Genomic DNA, 25,877 nt, shown 5'->3' with positions numbered 1-25,877 from the left:
AAACAAGGGTTATTCAAAAATACTTCTCGGCCATGAACACCAAGAAGGCCGGTCGCTACGCCGCGGTGGGGGCCGCGCTCGCGGCCGCGGCGGTACAACTCTCGACCGGAACGGCCACGGCCGCGACGGGCCACGTCTCACTCTGGGTGGGCGGCGGAACGGACCTGCTCGCCTGCCGGGCGACGGCGCAACAGTGCCAGGTCATCGGGTACGCCTACGACATGACCACCCCGATCACCCTCAGCGTCAACGGGAAAACGATCGCCTCCGCCCTGCCGACGCCGACATCGGGCACGATCGAACCCGGGGAGCTGAAGATCCTGTGGGTCCCGCAGACGGCCGGCCCGAACACCATCACCGTGCAGCAGGGCAGCGACTCGCAGTCGGTCACCATCCAGATCATGGACAACAACTCGCTGGAAGCCTTCGCCCAGCGAACCGAAGCGTACCTGCGGACCCTCCCGTGCAAGACGGGCAGCGCCACCATCTCCGCCGGTTGCCAGTTTCCCGCAGGGGACGTCCATTGAGAACGACCACCCGCGCCGCACTCGGAGCCGCCCTGCTGACCGCGGCGATCCCGCTGTCGACCGGAACCGCGGCCGCCCAGGACTTCCAGATCGACCTGATGCAGATGGACCCCGGCCGCTACAGCTGTGAACTGTCCACCGAAACCTGCTGGATCTCGGTCGTACTCCTGACCGACCTCACCACGCCCGTCACCATCAGCGTCGACGGCACCGTCATCGCCACACCCACGCCCTCGACCAATTGCTGGTGCACCAACGAAACCGCGTGGATCCCATCCAAGGGCGGCCGGTACACCCTGACCGCCAAGCAGGGCGACCGAACCGCCACGCGCACAGTCACCATCGGCGACTACAACGGCGTGCAGGGGATCCTGGAGCGCTACCTCGGAATCAATACCGGCAGCGGCAGCAGCTAGGAGTCATGTCGATTTCGCACCGCCGGACGCCTATCACCGACCCCATTCAGCTAACTATCGGCATACTCTGGGCCCATGCCACGAAGTACTGCGAGCACCGTCGACGACTACCTCGGTGAGCTGGCCGAGGACCGGCGACCGGCCCTGACCCGGCTGCGCGAACTGTGCCGGGAAACCCTCGTCGGATTCCACGAGGACATGGATTTCGGCATGCCGGTCTACGAGCGCGACGGCATCGCCGAGATCGCGTTCGCCAGCCAGAAGCAGTACATCTCCTTCTATCTCATGCGCGGCGACATCCGCGAGGCCTTCGCCGAGCACCTCGATACCAAGGACATGGGCAAAGGCTGCCTGCGCTTCCGCAAACCCGAAGCCATCGACTTCCCGCTGCTGCGAACGATTCTCGAGGCGACGGCCGCGAGCCGCGGCGCCGTCTGCTGATTGGCTAGTCGCCCCGGGAACGGTCGCGGTGCTTAGTGGTGCGCCGGTAGCGGCGGCCGCTCGGGATCGGCTGGGACGCATTGGATCTGCGGAGTTCGTGGCGGTGACGCCAGGCGGTGAGGTCCGGGCGCTCGGCCGGTGCGGCGGCGTCGGGCGGCGCGGACTTGCCCGGCGGTGCGGTCTTCATGGGGTCCCCCTGGGTGGTGCGAATCCGTGGTCGCGAACACGGTAGGGGGTACAACAAGCGTGGTCCAGCGATTATTGCCGGATTCGGGTCAGCGGGGGGCTTCGGGTTCGGGGGCTTCGAAGGGGACCGCCGGGCCGTGGGGCGCGTGGGGTTGCGGCGCACCGGAATTGCCGGGGTAGGGGCCGTAGAGGATGGCGGAGCCGTACTGGGACGGGGCGACGATCACCGGGTCGGGGCGCGCGCCGCCGAAGGGTAGGTATTCGCCGGTGCCCAGATCGTCGGAGGTGCTCAGCGCCGCGAGCAGCAGGATCACCACCGCGGCGGCCAGGGGCTGCGCGATGAGGGCGGCCCAACCCTCCACGGAGGGCGCGAATTCCACGATGGTGTGGATCGGCGGATGGCTCGGGCGGACGTGGCGCTGCTCGGCCACCGCCTCGCCGACCACCTTGGTGAGCAACGCGCCGAGCGCGGAACCGAGAATGATGCCGGTCAGCAGGACCGGGCCCCGCACCCGCCGCCAGCGCCAGGCCGCGACCGTCCCGAGCACGCCGAGCACGATGCCGATCAGCACGAAGATGGCGAGCGCGTCGAAACGGTGCAGGCTCTCACCGGTCAGCGCGGTGCCGCGGTCGGGTTCGACCACCAGCAGTTGTTCCGCCGGAGCGAGATACGCCCAGGCCACCCCGGCCAGAGCGCTCACCGCGGCGAGCGCGGCACACACCGCCGCCGCCGCACGCACTTCCCGCATCAGTACATCGACGCGTAGTCCGCCCGGCTCGGCGGCGAATGTGGCTGCCACTAGCGGTGTTCCAGGCTCGTGGAGTCGAGCACCCCGTGGCGCGAGCACTTGGCCCACCAGCCGTCGGGGCTGACCTGCACGATCATGCGGCGTCCGCATTGTTCACAGAAGCGCGGCGGCTCCAGGCCCAGGGCCGCCGCGGGGGGTACCGGATCGTCCAGCCCCGGCACGACTCGCTTGCCCGTGAAAGGGTTGTAGCGCTCCTCGATGTCCACGACCACCTCGATGGATCCTTCGCGTATCGAACTCGGCGGGCAGATCAGGTCCAGGGGAATGCAAACCCCCGCACCCCTACCGTACGAGACGGGTTCGGGGCATTGGCCCCGAACCCCCTTTTTCTCTCAGTGGATTTCGCTCAGAGCGTTTCGTTGAGCGCCTTGATCGGCATCTTGAGTTCGCCGAGCAGATCGATGTCGGACTCGGCCGGACGACCCAGGGTGGTCAGGTAGTTGCCGACGATGACGGCGTTGATACCGCCCAGGATGCCCTGCTTGGCGCCCAGGTCGCCGAGGGTGATCTCGCGGCCGCCGGCGAAACGCAGGATGGTGCGCGGCATGGCGAGACGGAAGGCGGCGACGGCGCGCAGCGCGTCGGCGGCCGGGAGCACCTCGAGGTCACCGAAGGGGGTGCCCGGGCGCGGGTTGAGGAAGTTCAGCGGCACCTCGTCGGGCTCCAGCGAGGCCAGGTCGGCCGCGAATTCCGCACGCTGCTCCAGGGATTCGCCCATGCCGAGGATGCCGCCACAGCAGACCTCCATGCCGGCCTCGCGCACCATGCGCAGGGTCTCCCAGCGCTCGTCGTAGGTGTGGGTGGTGACCACGTTCGGGAAGTGCGAGCGCGCGGTCTCCAGGTTGTGGTTGTAGCGGTGCACGCCCATGGCGGCCAGCTGGTCCACCTGCTCCTGGTTCAGCATGCCCAGCGAGCAGGCGACCTGGATGTCGACCTCGTTGCGGATGGCCTCGACGCCCGCGGCGACCTGCGCCATCAGGCGCTCGTCCGGACCGCGCACCGCGGCCACGATGCAGAACTCGGTGGCGCCGGTCTTGGCGGTCTGCTTGGCCGCCTCCACCAGCGAGGGGATGTCGAGCCAGGCGGCGCGCACCGGCGACTGGAAAAGGCCGGACTGCGAACAGAAGTGGCAGTCCTCGGGGCAGCCGCCGGTCTTGAGCGAGATGATGCCCTCGACCTCGACCTCGGGGCCGCACCACTTCATGCGGACGTCGTGCGCCAGGCCGAGCAGCTCCTCGAGCCGCTCGTCGCCGAGCCGCAGGACCGCGAGGGTCTGCTCCTGGGTCAGGCCGACGCCGCGCTCGAGCACCTGCTCGCGAGCGATGGCGAGGATGTCATCGCCTGCGTTGGTACCGGCTTCGGTGGTGACGGCTACCTGGGTCATGTCCGCGGGAATCCCTTCGTCCGGCCGTGTGGCCGAGCAACTTGAACGGTGTTCAGGGTAGGCTAGCAGCCCGGAACGTGAGCCGGAACACGAGAGGGTCGGATTCTTCAGTGCAACTCCATCGCACGGACGTGGTCGACGGGGCCATCGCCATCCTCGACCAGTACGGGCTGGCGGATCTCACCATGCGCCGCCTGGCCACCTCGCTGCACGTCCAGCCCGGCGCGCTGTACTGGCACTTCCCCAACAAGCAGGCCCTGCTCGGCGCGGTCGCCGACCGCATTCTCGCGCCCATGGACGAACCGGTCCGGGCCGAGGAATGGTCCAAGCAGATGACCGAACTCGCGCACCGGCTGCGCGAGAGCCTGCTCGCCTACCGCGACGGGGCCGAACTGGTCTCGGCCACCTACGCGTCCCGCCTCACCACCAGCAAGGGCCGGGAACGACTGGCCAGCGCCGCGATTCGCGCCGGCATGACGCGTGAGGAGGCCGAACTGGCCGCCTACACGCTGCTGTACTACGTGCTCGGGCAGACGGTGGACGAGCAGTCGCGCATCCAGATGGACTCCGCGGGCGCGCTCACCGAGGAGAACTCGCCGCTGTACGACATGCCCGACGCCACCGCGCGATTCGACTTCGGATTGCAGCTGTTCGTGAGCGGCGTGCGGCATCTGCTCGGTTCGCGGATCCGCTGACCTTCGCGGACACCGGGATGAACCGACCAGTCGGAACCGGCGAAGGTTCCGGACGGTAGGGTTCCCCTCGTCAGTATCGGCGGGTGCGGGAATCCGGTGGGAATCCGGAGCGGTCGCGCCACTGTGAGCACCGGATCCCGGTGCGAGTCAGACCTCCCCCGCCGCGCAACACTCTGGAGAGGCCGCGTCATGCCCGAGGAGCTACCGCGATGAGCCGCGCGCGGACTTCGCTCGCCCTGCCCGTCATGGGAGCGCTGCTGGTCGTGGCCATGATCGTCGCGACCGGATTCGGCGCGGAGACGATCCCGGTGCGCGAGGTGCTCGCGGTGCTGCGCGACCGGCTGACCGGCACCGCGCACACCGATCTCGGGCTCGACACCATCGTGTGGCAATTGCGGGTGCCGCGAACCGTTCTCGCCGCCATCGTCGGCGCGGGCCTGGCGGTCGCCGGGGCGGCCATGCAGACCCTGGTCCGCAATCCTCTCGCCGACCCCTACCTGCTGGGCGTCTCCTCCGGTGCGGGCGTCGGCGCGGCGGCGGTCATCACCTCCGGGGTGTTCGCCGGGGCCGGACTGTGGGCGCTGTCGGCGGGCGCGCTCGCCGGGGCCTTCGCCGCCGCGGCCGCGGTATTCCTCATCGCCCTGGCCCAAGGCGGGCTCACGCCACTGCGTCTCGTGCTCACCGGCACGGTGCTGGGCTCGGCCTTCGCCGCCTTCAGCAGCTACCTGATCTTCCGCAGCAGTGACCCGTCCGCCGCCCAGTCGGTGCTGTTCTGGCTGCTCGGCAGCCTCTCCGGCGCGGACTGGACCCGAATCCTGTTGCCCGGCTGCGTGGTCGCGGCCTGCCTGACCGCCCTGCTGCTCGCCGCCAACTGGCTCGACGCGCTGAACCTGGGCCCGGACACGGCGGCCTCCATCGGAGTTCCGGTGCGCGAGTTGCGCATCGCGCTGTTCGTCCTGCTGGCGGTCCTGGTCGGCGTGCTGGTGGCGGTCTCCGGCGGCATCGGTTTCGTCGGGCTGGTGGTCCCGCACGCCGCCCGGCTCCTGGTCGGGCCGCGCCACCGCGTCCTGCTGCCCGCGAGCGCCCTGTGCGGGGCCACCTTCCTGGTCGTCGCCGACGCCGCCACCCGAGTCCTGGTCCGCCCCACCGAGATCCCGGTCGGCGTCCTCACCGGCCTCATCGGAGCCCCCGCCTTCCTGCTCCTCATGGGCCGCCGCACCTACCGATTCGGTCCGGCGTGAGGCCCCGCCGGGCCGGGTCGCGTCACCGGGGCGCGGGCGAGCTGCGGGCCGCCGGACTGGCCTGCGCGGCGGGACGGCGCACGGTGGTCGCGCGGGTCGACTTCACGGTGTCGCCGGGCGAGACGGTGGGCATCGTCGGGCCGAACGGCGCGGGCAAGACCACGCTGTTGCGGACCCTGGCGGGGTTGATCGCACCGGTCGAGGGCGGTGTCGAGGTGGATGGCCGTCCGGTGCACCAGGTTTCGGCGCGGGAGCGGGCGCGGCTGGTGGGTCTGGTCGGGCAGGACGAGGTGCCGCCCACCGATCTGCTGGTGGGTGAGCTCGTGGCGTTGGGCCGGACGCCGTACCTGCCGCCGTGGGGCGCGGGCGGGCCGGGCGAACGGGCGGCCGTCCAACGGGCGCTGGGTCGGGTGGATCTGGCCGGGTTCGAGGGGCGCGCGGTCGGGCGGCTGTCCGGCGGGGAACGGCAGCGGGTGCTGCTGGCGCGGGCGCTCGCCCAGGACACGCCCGTCCTGCTGCTAGACGAGCCGACCAACCATCTGGATGTCACCCATCAGCTCGAATTGCTGGCACTGACCCGGGAATTGGAACGGACCGTCGTCATGAGCCTGCACGACCTGACCCTCGCGGATCGGTTCTGCGACCGGGTGCTGGTGCTCGACGACGGCCGGGCCCGCCCCCTCGAACCGCCCGGCACCGCGCTGCGGCCCGAGGTGCTCGACGAGGTGTTCGGCGTGCGGGCGCGCCGGATACCGGATCCCGACACCGGTGATTCCCATCTGCTCATCACGGCTCGAACGGCACAGTCTTGACTCGAAAGGCACGGTCTTGAACAGGATCCTTCCGCTCGTCGCGGTCACCGCCATCGCGGGAGTGCTCACCGCCTGCGGATCGCCGCAGGCGGCGACCGGGAACATGACCGTGCGCAATTGCGGTGCGGAACAGCGGTTCCCGTCGCCCGCGCAACGCATGTTCGTCAATGACGGGAACCTGATCTCCATGGTGCTGGCCCTGGGAGCCCAGGACCAGACGGTGGCGGTGTCGAGCCTGAAGCGGGACGCGGACACGCTGCGCAAGCATTACGGGGACGGCGTGGACCGGCTCAATTCCGTTGCCCCCGACTATCCCTCGCGGGAGACGGTGCTGGCCCAGCGCCCCGACGTGATGGTGGCGGGCTGGAACTACGGCTACTCGGAGTCGGCGAATCTGACGCCGGAGTCGTTGCGGGCGGCCGGCGTCGCGCCGTACGTGCTCACCGAGAGCTGCCGCCGGCCCGGCGGCGAGCGGGGTGTGGTGGATGCCTGGACCGCGCTGCGCACGGATCTGACCGCGCTGGGCGCGATCACCGGGCGCGCGGACCAGGCGGCACGGGTCACCGGGGATCTGGATCGCCGAGTGTCCACCCTGCTGGCAGCGCCGCAGCCCGAGCGGCGGCCGACGGTGTTCCTGTTCGACAGCGCCTCCGACACCGTCTTCTCCAGCGGGCAATACGGTGCGCCGCAGGCGATCCTGGAGGCGGCGGGCGCGCGCAACGCGCTGTCCGATGTGGCCGACACCTGGACGGCGGTGTCGTGGGAGCGGCTGGCGGCGGCCGACCCGGACGCCATCGTGTTCGTCGACTATCCGCCGCAGACCTTCCAGCAGAAGGTGGATCTGCTGCGCGGCAAGCCGGGCATCCAGAATCTGCGGGCGGTCACGCAGGGCCGTTTCCTGAACCTGCCGTACGCGCTGTGGACCAGCGGGCCGTTGAACATCGACGCCGCCGAGCAGGTGCGGGCGCAGCTGGAACGCTGGAACCTGGTGCCCGCCTCGGGCATTCGCCCCGCCGCCGACGACGCGGTGCGCTAGGCGGACCACGCCGAGCCCACCGGCGCGGCCCGGTCAGTGGCCCACCGCGGCGGCTCCGGACTGATCCCGCCACAGCTGCCGCACGAACGGCACCACCTGCTGTTCGATGACGGTGTTGTACTCCTGCGGCCGCTCGATCGGATTGGCGTGCCCCGTGGTTCGCGTGGTCACCACCAGCAGGGTCCCGCGCACCCCGCCGACCCGGTCGATGAGCACCTGGTGCGAGTACTCCACGTCCACCACCGGATCGTCGTACGGGTCGTGCGGCCGGATGAACACGATGGCCGGGCGTGGTTTGCCCGCCGCGGGTTTGGCCAGCGCCCGCAGGTCGTCCACCGCGCCGCCCGCCACGATGGCCTTGAACTGCGCCTCGATCAGACCGTTGCTGGCGGCGTCGGTATTGAGGATCTTGGACCGCAGCACATCGTCGACCGCGCGCCGGAACTCGCCGCCGCGGATCACGTAGCGCCCGCCGACGAAACGGTCATGGCGCGCATACACTTCCACGGCCAGCCGCAGCATGCGGCTCTCCCGCGCCCCGGGCACCCAGCCCATCCAGCGCAGCATCTCCTCGCCCTGGTCGCGGCTCTCCGGCCGCACCGCGTTCAGATCCACCGGCGTGCAGTCCAGGATCACCGCCCGCACCCGTGTGCCGTCGCTGTCCTCGTGCAGGTGCTTGGCGATCTCGAGCGCGATGACCCCGCCCATGCTGTGCCCGGCCAGCACCACGTTCGGCACCTTGGCGGCGGCGGTGACCTTCACGATGAGGTCCGCGATCACCTTGGTGTCGATACCGGTGTTGTCGTAGCGGACCGCCCACACCGACCCCAGCCGCGACAGCGACGGCAGCGCCCGCGCGGTGTCCCCGGCGTCGAGGACGCCCAGCCCGACCAGGTCGAAGACGGCGGTGTCGGTGGCCTGCAACTCCGCGGGCGCGGCGATGGGCAGCACCGAGGGTTCGGTGCGGGCCAGCCGATCCTGTTCGGGGAGTACGTCCAGGCCGATGTACTCGACGAACGCGCCCAGCGCGACCAGCGGAACCAGGCCCAGTCGCAGGGCCAGCAGCCGGGCCCGCCGGAAGCGACCCCAGCGCGCGCCGAGCCGGGTGGACCGCAGGCGGGCGCGCCGTCGCCGATCGTCGTGGTCGGCGGCGCCGGACGGATACGGGAACCCCGGCAGGGCCATCAATCCACTGTACGAATTTCCGGCTCGTCATCCAGGCTTGTGCTGCGCGTCATCCGCTGGTACCGCGCGCGTCACCTGCGCGTGCCGCGGCGGAATCAGTGTCCCTCGGCGCGTTCGGCGAGGGCGGCGAGATTGTGCAGGGCCGTGCGGAAGCCGACCTCGTTGTCCTCCGGGGACAGCCCCGGCGGCAGATTGTCGTGCTGGGCGGTGACGCGGGTGCCGCCGGGCGCGTCGTCGAGGGTGTAGGTGACCGTCATCTCGCCGGTCAGTTCCGGATTGTCGGTCTCGAACTCGATGGTCTGCACCACCTCCCGGTCGGGGACGACGCGGGCGAAGACCCCGTGGAAGGTGTCGGTGTGCGGGCTCGTCTTGCCGGCCTCGGCGGGCAGGTCGTAGGTCAGCGAGATGCGGAACCGCCCGCCGACGCGGGCATCGAATTCGTGGACGCGGCTGGTCATTCCGTCGGGCACCATCCAGGTCCGGACCGAATGCGCGTCCAGGAGGGCGCGGAAGACACTGGGACGCGGAGCACCGACGAACTTCTCGACTCGAGTGGAAGGCACGGGCGCCACCCTACGCTCGCTGTGACCAAGATCACGACAGCCCCGGCGCAGCCGTGCCCGCGTCGTCCGGCGCGACCGGCAGGGTGAGGGTGGCCAGGGTGCCGCCGCCGGGCGCGGGAACCAGTGTCACCGAACCGGAATGGACCGCGGCGACCCACTGCACCAGCGACAGTCCGATGCCGTGCCGCCCGCCCACGCCGACCGCGCCGCGCCGGAACGGGTCGGTGAGCGCGGGATCCAGCCCGCGCCCGTGATCGCGCACGGTCACCTGCCCCGCCGCGACCCGGACCTCCACCGGCGGCCCGCCGTGCACCAGCGCGTTGTCGACGAGATTGCGCACGGCCAGGGCCAGCAGCTCCGGGTCCGCCCACACCGCGGTGGGTTCGGTATTCAGCCCGATCTCACCGCCGCAGTCGGCGACCACGCCCTCCACCAGTTGATCCAGGAACAGCCGCTGCCGATCCAGTTCGCCCGCACCGGTTTCCGCGCGGGTGCGGGCCAGCAGCCCGGCGACCATGCGGCCCATGCGATCGGTGAGCGAGCGCGCGTCGGTGACCGCGCGGCGGGCGTCGGCCGGATCCCGCAGCGCGGCATCGAGATAGAGGCGCAGGGTGGCCAGCGGCGTGCGCAATTCGTGCGACGCCTCCGACAGGAACCGTTCCTGCTCGTCGAGCATCCGCACCGCCGGGCGCATGCTCACCCCCGACAACAGGTGCCCGGCCAGCGCCGCGAGCGCCACCAGGGCGAGTCCGCCGCTCCACAACGCCACCACCAGCCGGCGGTGGTCACGGGCGCCGGGCTCCGGATCACCGCCCGCGACGACGACGGCCCCGACGGTGGCGTCGTTGTCCCAGGCGGGAGCCACCGCCAGCCGCACCGGATCCCCGTCCCGATCGGCGGTGGTGTGCCACTGCGTCTCCTCGGCGTCGGCGGACCGCCGCACCAGTCCGGTCAGGTCGGCGGGCAGCCCGGAACGCTTGTGTACGAACAGTTCCCGCCAGCTGTTGTCAGGCTGCCGCACCAGGATGGTGACCGCGTTGACGCCCCCGACCAGATCCTCGTCCCCGCGCACCGTCTCCAGATCGACGCTGCCGTCCTCGTTCCAATACACCTCCCGCGCCACCCCGGTCACGACCCGATCCACCCCGGCGTCGAGATCGTGTTCGCGGGAGTGCGAATCGATGGAGGCCGCGATCGACGCGAGCACGACCAGGCACAGCGCGGTCAGCCCGGTGAACAGCCCGGTCAGCAGCCACCGCGTCCGTCGCAACCGGCCCGGCGAGGTCGGAGTTCCCGGTCCGCGCCAGGACGCGAGTCGCTGCCGGATACTCATGGCGCGATGGTGAATCCGGCGCCGCGGACGGTGTCGATGAGCGGCGGCGCGCCGAGTTTGCGGCGCAGCTGGGCGATCACGACATCGACGACATTGGAGGCGGGCTCGGCCATTTCGTCCCAGCAGCATTCGATGAGTTCGGCGCGCGTCACGACGGAACCGGCCCGGGCGGCGAGGAGTTCGAGCACGCCGAATTCCTTGGGCGTCAAGGTGAGCAGCGTGCCCGCGCGGTGGACGCGGCGGCGCGGGCGGTCCACGATCAGGGTGCCGACGACGGTGCGGGTGGGCGCGGGCAGTTCGCGGCGGCGGCACAGCGCGCCCACGCGGGCGGCGAGCTCGTCCATGGCGAAGGGTTTCACGACGTAGTCGTCCGCGCCGTGCGCGAACCCGTCGAGCCGGTCGGCGAGCGCGTCGCGGGCGGTGAGCACGACGACCGGGGTGCGCCGCCCGGCCTCACGTTGCGCGCGCACCAGGTCGAGCCCGTCCCCGTCGGGCAGTCCCCGGTCGACGACCAGGCAGTCGTAGCTGTTGACGGCGGTCTTCAGGTCGGCGTCGGCGTAGTCGCGGGCCAGATCCACCGCGAATCCCGCCGCCCGCAGGCCCGCGGCGACCTCGTCGCCCAGGTTGCTGTCGTCCTCGACCACGAGTACCCGCACCTGCGCCATTACAGCATCCATACCGGTCATCCGGCCACGACTCCCGGCGCGCTCATACCGTCACCGTGGCAGAACGCCCGTGAGGAATTCGTTAGGGCGGGCGGCTACCGGTCAGGGTCGCAGATACCGATCGGTCCAGTCCGGGTCGAACCAGCCCGGCGCGGCCGCGGTGAACTCGGCCCGGCCCCAGGCCCCGGCGCCCGCGGGCAGCGAACCCACCAGGTCGACGCCCGTGACGGCGGGCAGGTCGGTGCGATTGCACTCGGACGCGAGATCGGGTGCGGCGGGCCAGGATCCGATGACCAGGCCCGCGCAGTCGACACCGGCCGCGGCCAGCGTGCGGGTGGTGAGCTCGCTGTGGTTGAGGGTGCCCAGCCCGGCGGCGGCCACCAGCAGGACCGGGGCGCTCATCTTCTGGGCCAGGTCCAGCAGGGTGAACTCGCCCATGCGCACCAGCAGCCCGCCCGCTCCCTCGACCAGGATCAGGTCGGCGTCGGCGCAGGACTCGATCCCGGCGACCGTCTCGGCCAGGGTGAGCAGCGGTTGACCGCAGCGGCGCGCGGCGGTGTCGGGGGCCAGCGGGTCGGGGTAGCGCGCGAATTCGAGGGTGCGGGTCACGCCGCTGAGCCGCGTGATGTCGGCCAGGTCGCCGGGCTCGCCGGGGGCCATGCCGGTCTGCGCGGGCTTGACCACCGCGACCTCGGTTCCGGCGGCGCGGGCGGTCGCCGCCAGCGCGGCGGTCACGATGGTCTTGCCGACATCGGTCGAGGTGCCGGTGATGAAGAGCAGGTTCGCGGTCATACCGAAACGACCTCCCGCCCACGGGCTTCGGCCAGCACCTCGCCGAGAACGGTGGCGATGGTGGCCAATTCGGCCTCGGTGAGATCGGCGCGCGCGGTCAGGCGCAGGCGCGAGGTGCCCTCGGGCACCGACGGCGGCCGGAAGCAGCCGACGCTGAGGCCGCGCGCCCGGCAGGCCTGGGCGGCGTCGTAGGCGACCTGCGCCTCGCCGAGCACGACCGAGACGACCGCCGACTCCGGGTTCCCGACACCGGCGATGCGGGCCAGGTCGGCGGCGCGGTCGAGGACCCGCTGGGCCATCTCGGGCTCGCGGCGCAGCAGCGCCAGCGCCGCGCGGGCCGCGCCGACGGCGGCCGGAGCCAGGCCGGTGTCGAAGATGAAGGTGCGGGCCGCGTCGATCAGATGCGCGCGCACCCGCTCACTGGCCAGCACCACACCGCCCTGCGCGGCAAAGGCTTTGGAGAGGGTCGCGGTGATGATCAGGTCGGGTTCCCCGGCCAGCCCGCACTCGTGCACCAGGCCGCGCCCGCCGTCGCCGCGCACACCCAGTCCGTGCGCCTCGTCCACGATGAGGACCGCGCCGTTGGCCCGGGTGACGCGATGCAGTTCGGTCAGCGGCGCGAGGTCGCCGTCGGCGCTGAACACCGAATCGGTGAGCACCAGCGCGCGTTCCTCGGTGCGCTGCGACAGCAGCCGATCCACGGCGGCGGGATCCTTGTGCGCCGCGATCTCCACCCGCGCCCGCGACAAGCGGCAGGCGTCGACCAGGGAGGCGTGACTGCCCTCGTCCGAAACCACCAGCGCCCCACGCCCGGCCAGCGCGGTGACCACACCCAGGTTGGCGGCGTAGCCGGAGGCGAACACCAATCCGGCTTCCGCGCCCACGAATTCGGCGAGTTCGCGCTCGAGCTGTTCGTGTTCGACGGTGGTCCCGGTGACCAGCCGCGAACCGGTGGAGCCGGTGCCCCAGTGCCGCACCGAGGCGACCGAGCCCTCGACGACCTCGGGGTGGCGGACGAGCCCGAGGTAGTCGTTGGAGGCCAGGTCGATGCTCGCCGCGTCGGAGGTGCGGGGTCGCAGTTCACGGCGCAGCCCCGCGTCGACGCGTTCGGCGGCGCGGGTGTCGAGCCAGCTCAAGGGATCGGCAGTCACAGCTCGGAAGCATACTTGAACGCCGTTCAGGTGGCCATGGGTGTCGGCGGACGGCGCTATGCTTGAGGATCGTAAGGAGGCTGCGCGATGCCACGATGGGCAATAGTGGTCGAGCAGACGACCGGCTTCGGCGACTCCAAGACCTGGAGTCCGAAGATCCTCACCGAGGTGGTGGGAACCCGCGAACAAGCTCTCGCGAAGGTCCCTGACCTCGTCTCGAAATTCATTCCCGATCATCCGAAGTTGATCAGCCGCCGCACGATTCTGCGCGACGGCGACACCTTCATGCTGATCGCACGTGGCTGGTCCGATGACTATCACTGCGTGTTCAAAGTCTGGGAAGTCCTGTCAGATAGCGACAATGCAGACAAAGCACGCGAGAAACGGGTCAACCGCTAGGAATTCGGCATCCCGGCGGTAGTCCAGGATCAGGCCGCGGCAGCCGCGAGCATGGCGGCGGTGATCCGGCGGACGTCCTCCGAGGTGCTGATGAACGGGGGCATGGCATAGACCAGGTTGCGGAAGGGCCGCAGCCAGGCTCCCGCGTCGACGGCGGCGTGCGTCGCCGCGCGCATGTCCACCGGGTGATCGAGCTCGATCACCCCGATGGCACCGCGCACCCGCACGTCGGCGACGCCGGGCAGGTCCCGCGCCGGGGCCAGACCGGAGTTCAGCTCGGCCTCGATCCGGGTGACCTCGCCCTGCCAGTCCCGCGAGAGCAGCAATTCGATCGAGGCGACCGCCACCGCGCAGGCGAGGGGATTGCCCATGAAGGTCGGGCCGTGCATGAGACCGCCGTGCGAACGGCTGATGGTCTCGGCGATCTCCGCGGTGGTCAGGGCGGCGGCCAGGGTCAGGTAGCCGCCGGTGATGGCCTTGCCGACGCACATCACGTCGGGGCGGACCCCGGCCTGGTCGGCGGCGAAAAGCGTTCCGGTGCGGCCGAATCCGGTGGCGATCTCGTCGAAGACCAGCAGGACGTCGTGCTCGTCGCAGAGGCGGCGCAGTTCGGTCAGGTAGCGCGGGTCGTGGAAACGCATGCCGCCCGCGCCCTGCACCACGGGTTCCACGATGACCGCGGCCAATTCGTGGGCGTGCTCGGCGATGGTCCGTTCCAGTTCGGCGACGTACTCCGGCCGGAAGTCCGCGGGGGGCGCGCTCGCGAAGATCTGCGGGACCAGCACGTCCGACCACAGCGAGTGCATGCCGCCCTCGGGGTCGCACACGCTCATGGGGGTGAACGTGTCGCCGTGGTAGCCGCCGCGCCAGGTCATCAGCCGGTGCTTGCCGGGCCGGCCCAGCGCGCGCTGGTACTGCAGGCACATCTTCACCGCGACCTCGACCGACACCGAGCCGGAATCGCAGAGGAACACCTTGTCCAGGCCCTCGGGGGTGAGCTCGACCAGCAGCCGCGACAGCCGCACGGCGGGTTCGTGGGTGAGACCGCCGAACATGACGTGACTCATCTTGCGCGACTGCGCCAGCAGCGCCGCGTCCAGCACCGGGTGCTGATACCCGTGCACGGCCGCCCACCAGGAACTCATGCCGTCCACCAGTTCCCGGCCGTCGGCCAGGGTGAGCCGGGTGCCCGCCGCCGAGGCCACCACCAGGGGTTCGGTGCCGGCCGGGAAGCCGCCGTAGGGATGCCACACGTGGGCGGCGTCGAGGGCGGTGATCTCGGCGGGCGACAGCGCGGCCGATGCCGTCAAGGGGTCGGTCAATGCCACAGGTGGTCCTTCGAGGAGCGGGCTTGAACGGCGTTCAAGTTACCAGAACCGCCCTACGACCCGGCAAGCGCGCGTAACCTTTGACTCGGTCAAAGGATTGGAGCCCGGATGGCCTCGGAAACGACCGATCGCCTGGTCGAAGCCCGTCACATCGCCGCGGTGCGCGCCTTCAACCGGCACTACACCCGCGTCATCGGAGTCCTGCAGGGTGGGATGCTCGGCACCGAATACTCGCTCACCGAGGGCCGGATCCTGTTCGAGCTGGCCCACTTCGGGGCCGCCGAAGTCGTGGATCTGCGGCTGTCGCTGGACCTGGACGCGGGCTATCTGAGCCGCATCCTGGCCCGCTTCGAGGAGCGCGGGCTGGTGGCGCGGCGCCGGTCCGAGGCCGACGGGCGGCGGCAGGTGGTGGAGCTGACCGAGGCGGGCCGCGCCGCGTTCGACCTGCTCGACCAGCGCACCCAGCAGCAGATCGGGGATCTGCTGGTCCCGCACTCCCCCCTCGTGCGCACCCGGCTGGTCGGGGCCATGCGGACCATCGAGCGAATCCTCGACGGCGAGACCGAGCAGAGTCCCGACGCCGATCCCGACGCGGTCACCCTGCGCGCCCCGAAGCCAGGCGAGCACGGCTGGGCCATCGCCCGCAATGCCGTGCTCTACGCCGAGGAGTTCGGCTGGAACCACGAGTACGAGGCGCTGGCCGCCAAGATCATCGGCGACTGGCTGAATTCCCATGACCCGCAGCGCGAACGGGCCTGGATCGCCGAATACCGGGGCGCGCCCGTCGGCTGCGTCTACTGCATGCGCGAGGACGACCACACCGCGCGGCTGCGGCTGCTGCTGGTCGAGCCCTCCGCGCGCGGGCTCGGCGTGGGCAGCGCGCTGGTCGGCGAGTGCCTGCGCTTCGCCACCGCCGCGGGCTACACCGAGATGGTGTTGTGGACCAACAGCGTCCTCGACTCCGCCCGCCACATCTACGAACGCGCCGGATTCGCACTCGCCGAATCGAATCCGCACCACAGCTTCGGCGTCGACCTGGTCGGCCAGACCTGGCGGCGGGCACTGCGATCGGCGGCCGACCCCGGCCGATAGGGTTCCGGGTATGGCTCCCGCGACTCCCGGCACCACCGGGCTCGGTGTCTGGCCCGGGACCGCCTACCCCCTGGGCGCTACCTACGACGGCGCCGGGACCAACTTCTCGGTCTTCTCCGAGGTGGCCCGGCGGGTGGAGCTGTGTCTCATCGACGCCGAACACCGGGAGACCCGGATCGAGCTCGAGGAGGTCGACGGGTACGTCTGGCACGCCTACCTGCCCGGGATCGGCCCCGGGCAGCGCTACGGATTCCGGGTGCACGGCCCCTTCGAACCGGCCGAGGGCCTGCGCTGCGATCCGAGCAAACTGCTGCTCGACCCGTACGGCAAGGCGTTCGAGGGCGACTTCGGCACCGCCATCGCGCCCTACAACTACGGGCAGAACTCGCTCGGGCACACCATGACCGGGGTGGTCATCAACCCCTGGTTCGACTGGGCCGACGACCGCGCGCCGAAACGGCCGTACCACGAGACGGTCATCTACGAGGCGCACGTGAAGGGCATGACCGTCACCCACCCCGAGGTGCCGCCGGAGCTGCGCGGCACCTTCGCGGGCATGGCGCATCCCGCGATCATCGACCACCTGCGCGGACTCGGCGTCACCGCCGTGGAACTCATGCCGGTGCACCAGTTCCTCGACGACCGCATCCTGCTGGACCGGGGACTGCGGAACTACTGGGGCTACAACAGTTTCGGCTACTTCGCACCGCACCGGGGCTACGCCGCCGGGGCCTCCCCCGCCGCCGCGGTCCCCGAATTCAAGGCCATGGTGCGCGCCTTCCACGCCGCGGGCATCGAGGTGATCCTCGACGTGGTCTACAACCACACCGCCGAGGGCAACGAGTTCGGGCCGACGCTGAGCTTCCGCGGCCTCGACAATGCCGCGTACTACCGTCTGGTCGACGGCGATCCGCAGCACTACATGGACTACACCGGCACCGGCAACAGCTTCAACATGCGGCATCCGCACGCCTTGCAGCTGATCATGGACTCGCTGCGGTACTGGGTGCTCGACATGCACGTGGACGGTTTCCGTTTCGACCTGGCGGCCACCCTGGCGCGCGAATTGCACGACGTGGACCGGCTTTCCACCTTCTTCGACCTGGTGCATCAGGATCCGGTGGTGAGCCAGGTCAAGCTGATCGCCGAACCCTGGGATGTCGGGGAGGGCGGCTACCAGGTCGGCAACTTCCCGGTCGCCTGGACCGAATGGAACGGCAAATACCGTGACACCGTGCGGGACTACTGGCGCGGGCAACCGGCCACCCTGGGCGAGTTCGCGTCCCGGCTCACCGGCTCCTCGGACCTGTACGAGGCCACCGGCCGCCGCCCCAGCGCCAGCATCAACTTCGTCACCGCGCACGACGGGTTCACCCTCACGGACCTGGTGTCCTACAACGAGAAACACAATGACGCCAACGGCGAGGGCAACCAGGACGGCGAAACCTACAATCGCTCCTGGAACTGCGGCGTGGAAGGCCCCACCGACGACCCGGAGATCGTGGCCCTGCGGGCCCGGCAGCGCCGCAACCTGCTCGCCACCCTGATGCTCTCGCAGGGCACCCCGATGTTGTTGCACGGCGACGAGTTCGGCCGCACCCAGCACGGCAACAACAATGTCTACTGTCAGGATTCGCCGCTGTCGTGGATGGACTGGACCCGCATGGACGCCGAGGCCGAGCTGCTCGAATTCACCAGGCGCACCGTCGCCCTGCGCGCCGCGCACCCGGTGTTCCGGCGGCGGCGCTTCTTCGATCCCGCGCCCGCGCCGGACGGGCTCGGTGACATCGCCTGGTTCACCCCCGGCGGCGCGGCCATGACCGACGCCCACTGGGAGACCGGTTTCGCGCGCTCGCTCGCGGTGTTCCTCAACGGCGACGGCATCGGCGAACCGGGCCCGCGCGGGCAGCGCGTCACCGACGACTCGTTCCTGCTGTGCTTCAACGCCCACGACGCGGCCCTCGACTTCACCCTGCCCGACGGCCGGCACGGCCGGGCCTGGACGGTGGCGCTGGACTGCTCCACCCCGACCGGCGAACCGGCAGGCAGCGACCCGCACGGCGCGTCGGCCACGGTGCAAGTGCCCGCACGCTGTCTCGTCGTACTGCGCCGTACGGCATGATCGGTAGCGACATGACCAGCTCGCCCGAACACACCACCGGCCCCATCGCCCGCCAGATGCCCGTGCGCAGCACCTACCGCCTGCAGCTGCGGCCCGACGCGCTCACCTTCGCCGACGCGCGCGGTATCGCCGAATACCTGCAACAGCTGGGCATTTCGCATCTGTACCTGTCGCCCGTCATGAGCGCGGCCCGCGGCTCCACCCACGGCTACGACGTCACCGACCCGACCACGGTGTCGGCGGGGCTGGGCGGGCCGACCGGGCTCAAGGCCCTCGCCGACGAGGTGCGCAGCCGCGGTATGGGACTCATCGTCGACCTGGTCCCCAACCACGTGTCGGTGGCCGATCCGCGGCAGAACCAGTGGTGGTGGGAGGTGCTGCGGGACGGCAGGGACTCGCCCTACGCCACCTGGTTCGACATCGACTGGACCTCCGGCAACGGCGCGGGCGGGCGGATCGCGCTGCCGGTGCTGGCCGGCGAGAACGATCCGGCCGCGCTGACCGTGGACCGGTCCGGGCCCGAACCCATGCTGGCGCTGCACGACATGCGCTTCCCCATCGCGCCGGGCACCGACGGCGAGAACGCGCTGCGCATCCACGACAAACAGCACTATCGCCTGGTCAACTGGAAATCCGGGCTGTGCGGGTACCGGCGCTACTTCACCGTCGGCGGGCTGGCCGCGCTGCGCCAGGAGGACCCGGCGGTCTTCGAGGCCACCCACCGCGAACTGGCCGCCTGGTGCGAGCACGACCTCATCGACGGTGTGCGCGTGGACCATCCCGACGGGCTGGCCGAACCCGCGCAGTACCTGCAGCGGCTGCGACGGCTGATCGGGCCGCAGCGGCTGCTGCTGGTGGAGAAGGTGCTCTCCAACCGCGAGCCCCTCGACGCCACCCTGCCCATCGACGGCACCACCGGCTACGACGCGCTCGCCGACATCGGCGGGGTGCTCATCGACCCGGACGGCGAGAAGCAGCTCACCGATCTGTCGCGGCAGTTCACCGGGCACGGTAGCGACCGGGCCTGGTTCACCGAGCAGGAGCACCGGATTCGCCGCGCGGTCGCCGAGACCATGCTGGTGCCGGAGGTGCGGCGGCTGGTGGCGGCGGTCAAACGCGACGCCCGCGCCGACGTGTTCGACACCATGGCGCTCACCAACGCCGCCATCGAGGTGCTGTCGTTCATGCCGGTGTACCGCACCGACTACGCGCCGCTGGCCGGGATGGTCGGCGCGGTGGTCGCGGAGGTGGCACGCCGCAATGCCGAACTCACCGCCCCGCTGCAGGTGCTGGTGACCGCGCTCGCCGTGGGCGGCGAGGCCGCCACCCGCTTCCACCAGGTGGGCGGGGCGATGAGCGCGAAAGCGGTGGAGGACACCATGTTCTACCGCGCCGCCCGGCTGGTGTCGCTGCAGGAGATGGGCGCCGACCCGGCCCGGTTCGGCTGCTCCCCCATCGAATTCCATCTCGCCAACGCCGAACGCGCGGCCCGCTGGCCCGCGACCATGACCGCGCTGTCCACCCACGACACCAAGCGCGGCGAGGACGTGCGCGCCCGCATCGGCATGCTGTCGCAGGTGCCCGACATCTGGGCGCGGTCGGTCAACACCTGGGAGGAGATCGCGCCCGGGCCCGACGGCGCGACCACACTGTTCCTGCTGCAGAACATGTTCGGCGTGTGGCCCGCCGACGGACGGCCCGCCGCGAGCGTGCCCGGGCTGCGGGAACGGCTGCACCAGTTCGCGGAGAAGGCGGTCCGCGAGGCGGGCACCCAATCCTCGTGGGAGGAACCCGATATCGAGTTCGAGACCGCGGTGCACCGCTGGATCGACGCCGTCATCGACGGACCGGTCGGCGCGGAACTCGGGGAGTTCGTCAACGATCTCGCCATCCACGCCTGGACCGACTCCCTGGCCCAGAAGCTGCTGCAGCTGTGCGGCCCCGGCATTCCCGACATCTACCAGGGCTGCGAACTGTGGGAGGACTCCCTCGTCGACCCCGACAACCGCCGCCCGGTCGACTTCACCCACCGCTCCCTGCTGCTCCAATCCCTCACCGGCACCCCCGATCTCGACCCCACCGGTGCGGTCAAGATGTGGATCGCCGCCTACGCGCTGTGGTTGCGCCGCGAACGCCCCGACTGCTTCGTCGGCGGCACCTACACCCCCCTCTTCGCCTCCGGCGACCGCGAACACCACCTGCTCTCCTACGCCCGCGGCCGCACCGGCGAATCCCCCGAGATCATCGTCGCCGTCACCCGCCACAGCATCCGCCTCGACGAGGCCGGCGGCTGGGGCGACACGGTCCTCGACCTTCCCCAGGGCCACTGGACCGATCGCCTCACCGGCCACACCTTCTCCGGCCGCGCCCGACTCGAGAAACTCTTCGCCCGCCTCCCGGTCGCCCTGCTGGTGCGCTGACACCCTTGTCGGTGTCGCTCAGATACCGACTGTGCGGCAGGGCGGTTGGGGGGTGCCGTCCCCGGCGGTGGTGGGCCAGGTCATGGCGGCGGAGGTCTGGGGACCGAAAACGCCGTCCTTGGTGACGGTGTGGCGGTCCTGGGCGACGAGGACGGCGCGCTTGGTGTCGGGACCGTAAATGCCTTCGGGGTCGTTGATTTCGGCTTGATAGCAGACCCGTAGGGCGGCTTGCAGGGTCGTGACGCCCGCCAACGGGCCCTGCGCGGCGTCCTTGGTGGAGAGCACGCAGCGGCGGCCTCCGTCCGCGGTCGCGGGGACGATGACGGGGCGGTCGGGGGTCTGGGGGACGGTGGCCGTGTACTGGCAGCGGGCGGTGATGGGGGCGGAGGGCACGGTGGCTTCGGGACGGGCCGAGTCCGAATCCCAGCGCAGCACACCGGCGATCACCGCGGCGCCCGCCACCGCACCGACCACACCGGTGGTGGCGATGCGCCACCAGGCCGATCGGCGCGAACGGTACGCGAGCGCGCTCGCTCCGGGGTTCGCGTCCACGGTCTCCGCCGAATCCGCGGCCAGCAGGCGGGCGATGTCGGCGTCGTCGAGCCGCATCGGCGTCGATTCGAGGCGGTCCGGGCTCGATTCGGTGGGGGCGGTGTCGAGGACGTCCGCGCGGCCGGGGGCGGGCGGGGCGAACGCCAGGGGTGGCCGGTCGGAGTCGCGCAGGCGTAGGGCGGCTTTCGCGGCAGCGGCGAAGTCGCCGCAGCCGGGGTAGCGGTCGGCCGGTTGCCAGGCGGTGCCCTTGGCCAGCACCACGCCGAGCAGGCCGGGGAGGCTCGGATCCGTTGCGGGGATCGGGATCTCGCGCGGGAGGTGGCCGGTGGTGAGCTGGTAGAGGGTGACGGCCAGGGCGTGGACGTCGGCGGGCGGGCCGACGGTGCGGCCCGCGCACTGTTCGGGTGGGGCGTAGGGCTGGGAGAAGGCCCAGCGGCCGGTGGCGGTCCGGGTTTCCTCGGCGGCGAGGCTGCGGGCGATGCCGAAGTCGCCGATCAGGACCCAGTCCGCGCCCGCGGTGCCGGTGGTGCGGAAGATATTGGCGGGCTTGACGTCCCGGTGGATGACCTGGTGGGCGTGCGCGTAGTCGAGGGCGGCGGCGACGTCGACGACCATGCGGACCGCGCGGTCGGGGTCGATGCCGAGGGGGTTGGCCTCGATGAGGTCGGCCAGGTCGCCGCCGGGAACGTACTGCATGGCCATCCACAGCGTGCCGTCCGCGTCGCCGAAGTCCTTGACGTCCACGATGTTCGGGTGTTGCAGATTGGCCACCAGCTGCGCCTCGCGGCGGAACTGGGCGGTGCCGGCGGTGCCGGTCTTCATGGGGGTGAGCAGTTTCAGCGCGACGGGCATGTCCAGCGCCCGGTGCCGGGCCAGGTAGACCGTGCCCATCCCGCCCGCGCCGAGCCGGCGCTCGATGACGTATCCGGCGAAGACCGACCCCGCGGCCAGCTCGGTTGCGTCCACCGTCCGCGCACCTCCTCCCGGAGCCCGCCGATTCGAGGAGGATAGCGCCGTCACGCCGGTCCGGCAGCCCATTATCAGGCGGCGGATTCCGCCGACCCGCTCCCCTCGTCGATGCTCACCGGATGCCGGGGCAGCGGAACCAGGTCGACCGTCTCGATCAACTCCGGCGGGACGGGGCCGGGGCGGTGCTCGCACCAGCGCCGAATATTGTTCGGGCGGTAGCCTTTTCGCTCCTCGACGGTGGAGGCCAGGAAGCTGTCCTGGTCGCCGGGCTGCAGCAGTTTGCGCCACGAGTCCCAGTAGAAGCGCGAGCTGCGCCAGGTGGTGGCCATCCGGGCGACATTGAGGATCCGGAAGCCCGGGCTCAGCGAATCGTGCAGGTGCGGGGCGTCGAACGGGCAGCCGCGCAGCAGGTCGTCGAGTCGATCGTGGTCGAAGGCCAGGCCCTCGGCCTCGGCTTCGGCGATCATCCAGCGCAGCGTGATGTCGGACAGGCCGCAGTCGGCGTAGCCGCCGCCGATATCGCAGTGCACGCCCTCGAACCAGACCTGCTTCACCCGGTCGGGCCGGTCGGCGTAGAGCTCGCGCTGATCGTCGGGGACCTCCCACAGGCAGGGCGAGAAGGCGCGCCGCCGCTCGTCGATGGCCAGCGCCTGCCGCGCGCACAGCACGATGCGGGAGAGCCGCACATCGTGGAAGCGGTGCAGGCGCGCGGTGATGCCGGGGACGCCCATCGCACCCACGGTGTCGAAGACGCCCAGGAAGTTGATGGTCGGGGCCTCGGGGTGGGAGTTCCGGGCGCGGAACTCGGCCCATTCGGGCGGGTCCGGATCGTCGGCGTGCTTCTTGCGTGTCCGGTAGATCTTCAAGGCCTTGGGGTACTGACCGCCGATCATGGCCTGGTAGGTCAGGATGCCGAGCCGGTTGATCATCCCGGCCAGGCTGCGGGCGGTGTACGCGCCGCGACTGAAGCCGAAGATGTAGATCTCGTCGCCGGGTTCCCAGTTCAGGGCCAGCTGCCAGTAGGCGGCCGACAGGTTGGCTTCCAGGCCCAGCCCGAAGGCGCCGCCCATGAGCTTGTCGGACATGAAGCCGCGGGAGCCCGGCCCGGGGACGTAGTTGATGCGCTGGCCGACGCGGTTCCCGTCCCGATCCGTCCCGGTCAGCGCGACCGTCTCGGCGATCTTCACGATATTGGACACCGCCGAGCTCGATTCGGCCTGCCACGTGCCGTCGCAACACACCACGAGTCTTTTCATGAACGCCAGCCTCCCGTTCTGACCGTCCGGTTTCCTGCGTAGCGAACTACTCGAATAATCGCGGTCCCGCCGCGCGCCCGTTAACCCCGCGCGCGCCCCCATAAGTACCCGCACCAGCGCCGTTAACGCGCCGGGTGCGGCCCGCGATCGGTCATGAATCGTTCACGATCGGCGTGGCACCGTGAGCCCATGTCCCCACCGCCGCGGTCCCCTGCTGCACGCCTGAAAACCCCACGGGGGCAACCGGTCCCGTGTGATCCGAACGAGGGGTCGGATCACACGGGTCACCGGGTCAGGTCAGATACCGGTAGGCGGGCGAGTTCGGGTCCAGCCGCTGGCCCTGGATCGGCGAGGCCTCCAGCCGTGCGATCAGCGGCTCCAGGCAGTCCGGGCTGCCCAGTTCGATGCCGACCAGCGCGGCCCCGGTCTCCCGGTTGTTTCGCTTGACGTACTCGAACAGGGTGATGTCGTCGTCGGGACCGAGCACCTCGTCGAGGAAGCGGCGCAGCGCACCGGGCTCCTGCGGGAAGTCCACCAGGAAATAGTGTTTCAGGCCCTGATGCACCAGCGAGCGCTCGATCACCTCGCCGTAGCGGGAGATGTCGTTGTTGCCGCCCGACAGCAGGCACACCACCGTCGAGCCCGGCGCCACGTCGATCTCACGCAGCGCCGCCACCGACAGCGCGCCCGCCGGCTCGGCCACCACGCCCTCGTTCTGGTACAGCTCCAGCATGGCCGTGCAGATCGCGCCCTCGTCCACGTGCATCATGCGGAAAGTGCCCGCGCCGGACTCGGTTTCGGTGCTGGTCAGTAAAGGCAGCGAGGCGTGCGAACGAACCAGGCCGCCGAAGCGCGACACCGCGGTGTAGGGCACCGCGCCGATCCGGCGCACGGCCGCGCCGTCCACGAACGGATCGATCTCGGGCAGCGTGACCGGGCCGCCCGCCACCAGCGCGGCGGTCATGGACGCCGCGCCCGTGGGCTCCACACCCAGGATCGCGGTCTGCGGCGACCGCTCGCGCAGGTAGGTGCCGACCCCGGCCAGGCAGCCGCCGCCACCCACCGGCACGATCACCAGATCGGGTGCGCGGCCGAGCTGTTCGAGGAATTCGGCGGCGATGGTGCCCTGCCCGGCCGCGGTGCGCGGATCGTCGAAGGGCGGGACCATGGTGGCCCCGGTGCGGGCCGCATCGTCGGCGGCGGCCGCGGCGGCCGCGTCGTAGGTGTCGCCGACCGCGATGAGTTCCACGAATTCCGCGCCGTGCACGCGGATCCGGTCGCGCTTCTGCTTCGGGGTGGTGCGCGGCACGTAGATGCGCCCGCGCACGCCCATCGCCTTGCACGCGAAAGCCACGCCCTGGGCGTGGTTTCCGGCGCTGGCGGTGACCACGCCGGCGGCCTTCTCGTCGTCGGTGAGCTGCGCCATCAAGTTGTAGGCGCCGCGCAGCTTGTAGGACCGGACGGCGGTGAGGTCCTCACGCTTGAGGTAGACCTCCGCGCCGGTCAGCGCCGACAGCCGCGGAATCCGCTGCAGCGGCGTCGGCTCGATAATGTTCGAAATTCGCTTGGCAGCCGCGTCGATCTCGTCCGCCGTCAATTCGGGCAGCGGACCGGACACTTTCTCTGCTACTGCAAGCGGATCAGACACCCGAACATGCTAGCCGGGCGCGTGCGCCCCGGTGGAGGCAGCGCCCATTTCGGGGCCGCCTCCGGGATCGGTACGGCGTGTCAGGCGCGTGGCGTGAGGACGAACAGCGGGATCTCGCGGTCCGTCTTCTTCTGATAGGCGTCGTAATCGGGCCAGACCTCGGCGGCCCGCTTCCACCACACCGCCTTCTCGTCGCCGGTGGCCTCGCGCGCGTCGTAGTCCTTGACCACGTCGCGGTCGCGCAGTTCCACGTGCGGGTCGGCCTTGATGTTCCAGTACCAGACCGGATGCTTGGGCGCGCCGCCCAGCGAGGCGACCACCGCGTACTCGCCGTCGTGTTCGACGCGCATGAGCGGGGTCTTGCGGAGTTTGCCGGACTTGTTGCCGCGGGTGGTCAGCAGGATGACCGGCACACCCTGCAGGGTGGTGCCCGTGGCTCCCCCGGAGTTCTCGTACTTCTCGGCCTGCTCGCGTGCCCAATCGGACGTGCTGGGTTCGTACTCTCCGTGAAGTGGCATACGACCAGCAACGGCCCGGGCTCGTGTGTTGTTCCCGACAGAAAGTTTCGGTTGCCCGAACTTTGGTTCGACGTCTACCCTGACCATATGGCAGTGGTTCACCCTACGGACACCGAGCGCGTGGTCGCGCGCGTCGCCGCCGTGGATATCGCCGGGACGGCGTGGCCGGTCTACAAGCTGGAAGCCTTGTTCGCCGGTGTGGTGGTCGCCCTGACCCTCGCCCTGATCACCGGGTCCGCGCAGGCCGCCGTGCTCGGCGCGGCCGTGATCGCGGCCCTGCGGTGGATCGCCGGTTCCGTCCGGCGCTGACAATCTCGTGTGCCCCTCGCTGACGCGA

General features: G+C 70.7%; 27 protein-coding genes and 1 riboswitch. Of the genes, 12 read left to right on the top strand and 15 right to left on the bottom strand.

Translation table 11 applies throughout. The features are described from left to right. Positions 1 to 32 precede the first annotated feature (32 nt). From ACWEOI_RS27465 to ACWEOI_RS27455, 3 genes are all read left to right on the top strand, one after another. Positions 33 to 527 (top strand): hypothetical protein, encoded by a 495-nt coding sequence (locus ACWEOI_RS27465; protein ID WP_452361466.1) that lies wholly within the window; start codon positions 33 to 35, stop codon positions 525 to 527. Then, positions 524 to 943 carry a hypothetical protein gene (locus tag ACWEOI_RS27460; RefSeq protein ID WP_452361465.1) on the top strand — a complete coding sequence of 140 codons (420 nt, stop codon included), beginning with the start codon at positions 524 to 526 and terminating at the stop codon, positions 941 to 943. Before ACWEOI_RS27465 ends, ACWEOI_RS27460 begins: the two co-directional genes overlap by 4 nt. Positions 944 to 1,018: 75 nt before the next feature. After that, complete coding sequence (locus ACWEOI_RS27455; RefSeq protein ID WP_433666746.1) at positions 1,019 to 1,384, top strand: DUF1801 domain-containing protein; 366 nt, start codon at positions 1,019 to 1,021, stop codon at positions 1,382 to 1,384. Positions 1,385 to 1,388: 4 nt separating this feature from the next. Here the strand turns inward: ACWEOI_RS27455 and ACWEOI_RS27450 are convergent, their stop codons facing one another. The 4 genes from ACWEOI_RS27450 to bioB form a co-directional block, all read right to left on the bottom strand. After that, positions 1,389 to 1,571: a hypothetical protein gene (locus tag ACWEOI_RS27450; protein WP_433666747.1), complete on the bottom strand. Its 183-nt coding sequence runs from the start codon at positions 1,569 to 1,571 to the stop codon at positions 1,389 to 1,391. A gap of 88 nt (positions 1,572 to 1,659) precedes the next feature. Further along, the gene (locus ACWEOI_RS27445; protein ID WP_433666748.1) at positions 1,660 to 2,370 is read right to left on the bottom strand and encodes a DUF2567 domain-containing protein; all 711 of its coding nucleotides are present in this window, start codon (positions 2,368 to 2,370) and stop codon (positions 1,660 to 1,662) included. Then, positions 2,370 to 2,585 carry a biotin synthase auxiliary protein BsaP gene (gene bsaP, locus ACWEOI_RS27440; protein ID WP_213561023.1) on the bottom strand — a complete coding sequence of 72 codons (216 nt, stop codon included), beginning with the start codon at positions 2,583 to 2,585 and terminating at the stop codon, positions 2,370 to 2,372. The genes ACWEOI_RS27445 and bsaP overlap by 1 nt, the downstream gene beginning before the upstream one ends. Before the next feature lie 140 nt (positions 2,586 to 2,725). Beyond that, positions 2,726 to 3,763: a biotin synthase BioB gene (gene bioB / locus ACWEOI_RS27435; protein WP_357095183.1), complete on the bottom strand. Its 1,038-nt coding sequence runs from the start codon at positions 3,761 to 3,763 to the stop codon at positions 2,726 to 2,728. A 110-nt stretch (positions 3,764 to 3,873) separates the two neighbouring features. On the opposite strand from bioB, the gene ACWEOI_RS27430 reads away from it, so the two are divergent. The 4 genes from ACWEOI_RS27430 (at position 3,874) to ACWEOI_RS27415 (ending at position 7,547) form a co-directional block, all read left to right on the top strand. Then, on the top strand, positions 3,874 to 4,458 hold the full coding sequence (locus tag ACWEOI_RS27430; protein WP_357095181.1) for a TetR/AcrR family transcriptional regulator C-terminal domain-containing protein: 585 nt from the start codon (positions 3,874 to 3,876) through the stop codon (positions 4,456 to 4,458). A 41-nt stretch (positions 4,459 to 4,499) separates the two neighbouring features. Further along, a riboswitch (cobalamin riboswitch) is annotated at positions 4,500 to 4,633 on the top strand. 34 nt (positions 4,634 to 4,667) lie between these two features. Then, the gene (locus tag ACWEOI_RS27425; RefSeq protein ID WP_433666749.1) at positions 4,668 to 5,699 is read left to right on the top strand and encodes an iron chelate uptake ABC transporter family permease subunit; all 1,032 of its coding nucleotides are present in this window, start codon (positions 4,668 to 4,670) and stop codon (positions 5,697 to 5,699) included. Continuing rightward, positions 5,696 to 6,511, top strand: a complete 816-nt coding sequence (locus ACWEOI_RS27420; RefSeq protein WP_452361464.1) for an ABC transporter ATP-binding protein — start codon at positions 5,696 to 5,698, stop codon at positions 6,509 to 6,511. Before ACWEOI_RS27425 ends, ACWEOI_RS27420 begins: the two co-directional genes overlap by 4 nt. 16 nt (positions 6,512 to 6,527) lie before the next feature. Continuing rightward, positions 6,528 to 7,547 (top strand): ABC transporter substrate-binding protein, encoded by a 1,020-nt coding sequence (locus ACWEOI_RS27415; RefSeq protein ID WP_433666751.1) that lies wholly within the window; start codon positions 6,528 to 6,530, stop codon positions 7,545 to 7,547. 33 nt (positions 7,548 to 7,580) lie between these two features. On the opposite strand, the gene ACWEOI_RS27410 is transcribed toward ACWEOI_RS27415, so the two are convergent. The 6 genes from ACWEOI_RS27410 to ACWEOI_RS27385 all read right to left on the bottom strand — a co-directional run bounded on the left by ACWEOI_RS27410 (position 7,581) and on the right by ACWEOI_RS27385 (position 13,236). After that, positions 7,581 to 8,732, bottom strand: a complete 1,152-nt coding sequence (locus ACWEOI_RS27410; RefSeq protein WP_433666752.1) for an alpha/beta fold hydrolase — start codon at positions 8,730 to 8,732, stop codon at positions 7,581 to 7,583. Between the two features lie 95 nt (positions 8,733 to 8,827). Continuing rightward, positions 8,828 to 9,295: an SRPBCC family protein gene (locus tag ACWEOI_RS27405; protein WP_433666753.1), complete on the bottom strand. Its 468-nt coding sequence runs from the start codon at positions 9,293 to 9,295 to the stop codon at positions 8,828 to 8,830. A 31-nt stretch (positions 9,296 to 9,326) separates the two neighbouring features. Continuing rightward, on the bottom strand, positions 9,327 to 10,628 hold the full coding sequence (locus tag ACWEOI_RS27400) for an ATP-binding protein (protein ID WP_433666754.1): 1,302 nt from the start codon (positions 10,626 to 10,628) through the stop codon (positions 9,327 to 9,329). Beyond that, positions 10,625 to 11,293, bottom strand: a complete 669-nt coding sequence (locus ACWEOI_RS27395) for a response regulator transcription factor (RefSeq protein ID WP_452361463.1) — start codon at positions 11,291 to 11,293, stop codon at positions 10,625 to 10,627. The genes ACWEOI_RS27400 and ACWEOI_RS27395 overlap by 4 nt, the downstream gene beginning before the upstream one ends. 102 nt (positions 11,294 to 11,395) lie before the next feature. Further along, positions 11,396 to 12,085 carry a dethiobiotin synthase gene (gene bioD, locus ACWEOI_RS27390; RefSeq protein WP_433666756.1) on the bottom strand — a complete coding sequence of 230 codons (690 nt, stop codon included), beginning with the start codon at positions 12,083 to 12,085 and terminating at the stop codon, positions 11,396 to 11,398. After that, positions 12,082 to 13,236, bottom strand: a complete 1,155-nt coding sequence (locus ACWEOI_RS27385; protein ID WP_452361462.1) for an 8-amino-7-oxononanoate synthase — start codon at positions 13,234 to 13,236, stop codon at positions 12,082 to 12,084. The genes bioD and ACWEOI_RS27385 overlap by 4 nt, the downstream gene beginning before the upstream one ends. Before the next feature lie 105 nt (positions 13,237 to 13,341). Here ACWEOI_RS27385 and ACWEOI_RS27380 point away from each other — a divergent pair, with 105 nt between their 5' ends. Next, the gene (locus tag ACWEOI_RS27380) at positions 13,342 to 13,635 is read left to right on the top strand and encodes a hypothetical protein (RefSeq protein ID WP_379106386.1); all 294 of its coding nucleotides are present in this window, start codon (positions 13,342 to 13,344) and stop codon (positions 13,633 to 13,635) included. Positions 13,636 to 13,664: 29 nt separating this feature from the next. On the opposite strand, the gene ACWEOI_RS27375 is transcribed toward ACWEOI_RS27380, so the two are convergent. Further along, complete coding sequence (locus tag ACWEOI_RS27375; RefSeq protein ID WP_452361550.1) at positions 13,665 to 14,957, bottom strand: adenosylmethionine--8-amino-7-oxononanoate transaminase; 1,293 nt, start codon at positions 14,955 to 14,957, stop codon at positions 13,665 to 13,667. Positions 14,958 to 15,071: 114 nt separating this feature from the next. Here ACWEOI_RS27375 and ACWEOI_RS27370 point away from each other — a divergent pair, with 114 nt between their 5' ends. From ACWEOI_RS27370 to treY, 3 genes are read left to right on the top strand one after another with little or no spacing between them, the layout of a single operon-like run. Then, complete coding sequence (locus ACWEOI_RS27370) at positions 15,072 to 16,055, top strand: bifunctional helix-turn-helix transcriptional regulator/GNAT family N-acetyltransferase (protein WP_452361461.1); 984 nt, start codon at positions 15,072 to 15,074, stop codon at positions 16,053 to 16,055. A gap of 10 nt (positions 16,056 to 16,065) precedes the next feature. After that, the gene (glgX, locus tag ACWEOI_RS27365; RefSeq protein WP_452361460.1) at positions 16,066 to 18,177 is read left to right on the top strand and encodes a glycogen debranching protein GlgX; all 2,112 of its coding nucleotides are present in this window, start codon (positions 16,066 to 16,068) and stop codon (positions 18,175 to 18,177) included. Between the two features lie 56 nt (positions 18,178 to 18,233). Beyond that, positions 18,234 to 20,597 carry a malto-oligosyltrehalose synthase gene (treY, locus tag ACWEOI_RS27360; protein WP_452361549.1) on the top strand — a complete coding sequence of 788 codons (2,364 nt, stop codon included), beginning with the start codon at positions 18,234 to 18,236 and terminating at the stop codon, positions 20,595 to 20,597. An 18-nt stretch (positions 20,598 to 20,615) separates the two neighbouring features. Here treY and ACWEOI_RS27355 read toward each other — a convergent pair whose 3' ends face one another. The 4 genes from ACWEOI_RS27355 to ACWEOI_RS27340 form a co-directional block, all read right to left on the bottom strand. Continuing rightward, positions 20,616 to 22,115, bottom strand: coding sequence for a serine/threonine-protein kinase (locus tag ACWEOI_RS27355; protein ID WP_452361459.1), 1,500 nt, complete (start codon positions 22,113 to 22,115; stop codon positions 20,616 to 20,618). Between the two features lie 74 nt (positions 22,116 to 22,189). Further along, positions 22,190 to 23,374 carry a DUF2235 domain-containing protein gene (locus ACWEOI_RS27350; RefSeq protein WP_452361458.1) on the bottom strand — a complete coding sequence of 395 codons (1,185 nt, stop codon included), beginning with the start codon at positions 23,372 to 23,374 and terminating at the stop codon, positions 22,190 to 22,192. 292 nt (positions 23,375 to 23,666) lie between these two features. Next, on the bottom strand, positions 23,667 to 25,022 hold the full coding sequence (ilvA, locus tag ACWEOI_RS27345; RefSeq protein WP_452361457.1) for a threonine ammonia-lyase IlvA: 1,356 nt from the start codon (positions 25,020 to 25,022) through the stop codon (positions 23,667 to 23,669). Positions 25,023 to 25,102: 80 nt separating this feature from the next. Beyond that, positions 25,103 to 25,540 (bottom strand): nitroreductase family deazaflavin-dependent oxidoreductase, encoded by a 438-nt coding sequence (locus ACWEOI_RS27340; RefSeq protein ID WP_433666762.1) that lies wholly within the window; start codon positions 25,538 to 25,540, stop codon positions 25,103 to 25,105. Positions 25,541 to 25,627: 87 nt separating this feature from the next. On the opposite strand from ACWEOI_RS27340, the gene ACWEOI_RS27335 reads away from it, so the two are divergent. Then, positions 25,628 to 25,849 (top strand): hypothetical protein, encoded by a 222-nt coding sequence (locus tag ACWEOI_RS27335; RefSeq protein ID WP_452361456.1) that lies wholly within the window; start codon positions 25,628 to 25,630, stop codon positions 25,847 to 25,849. Positions 25,850 to 25,877 lie beyond the last annotated feature (28 nt).

The sequence above is a fragment of the Nocardia sp. NPDC004340 genome (assembly GCF_053602575.1).
Note: the sequence above shows the minus strand (reverse complement) of the source record. Positions and strands in the feature narration are given on the sequence as shown.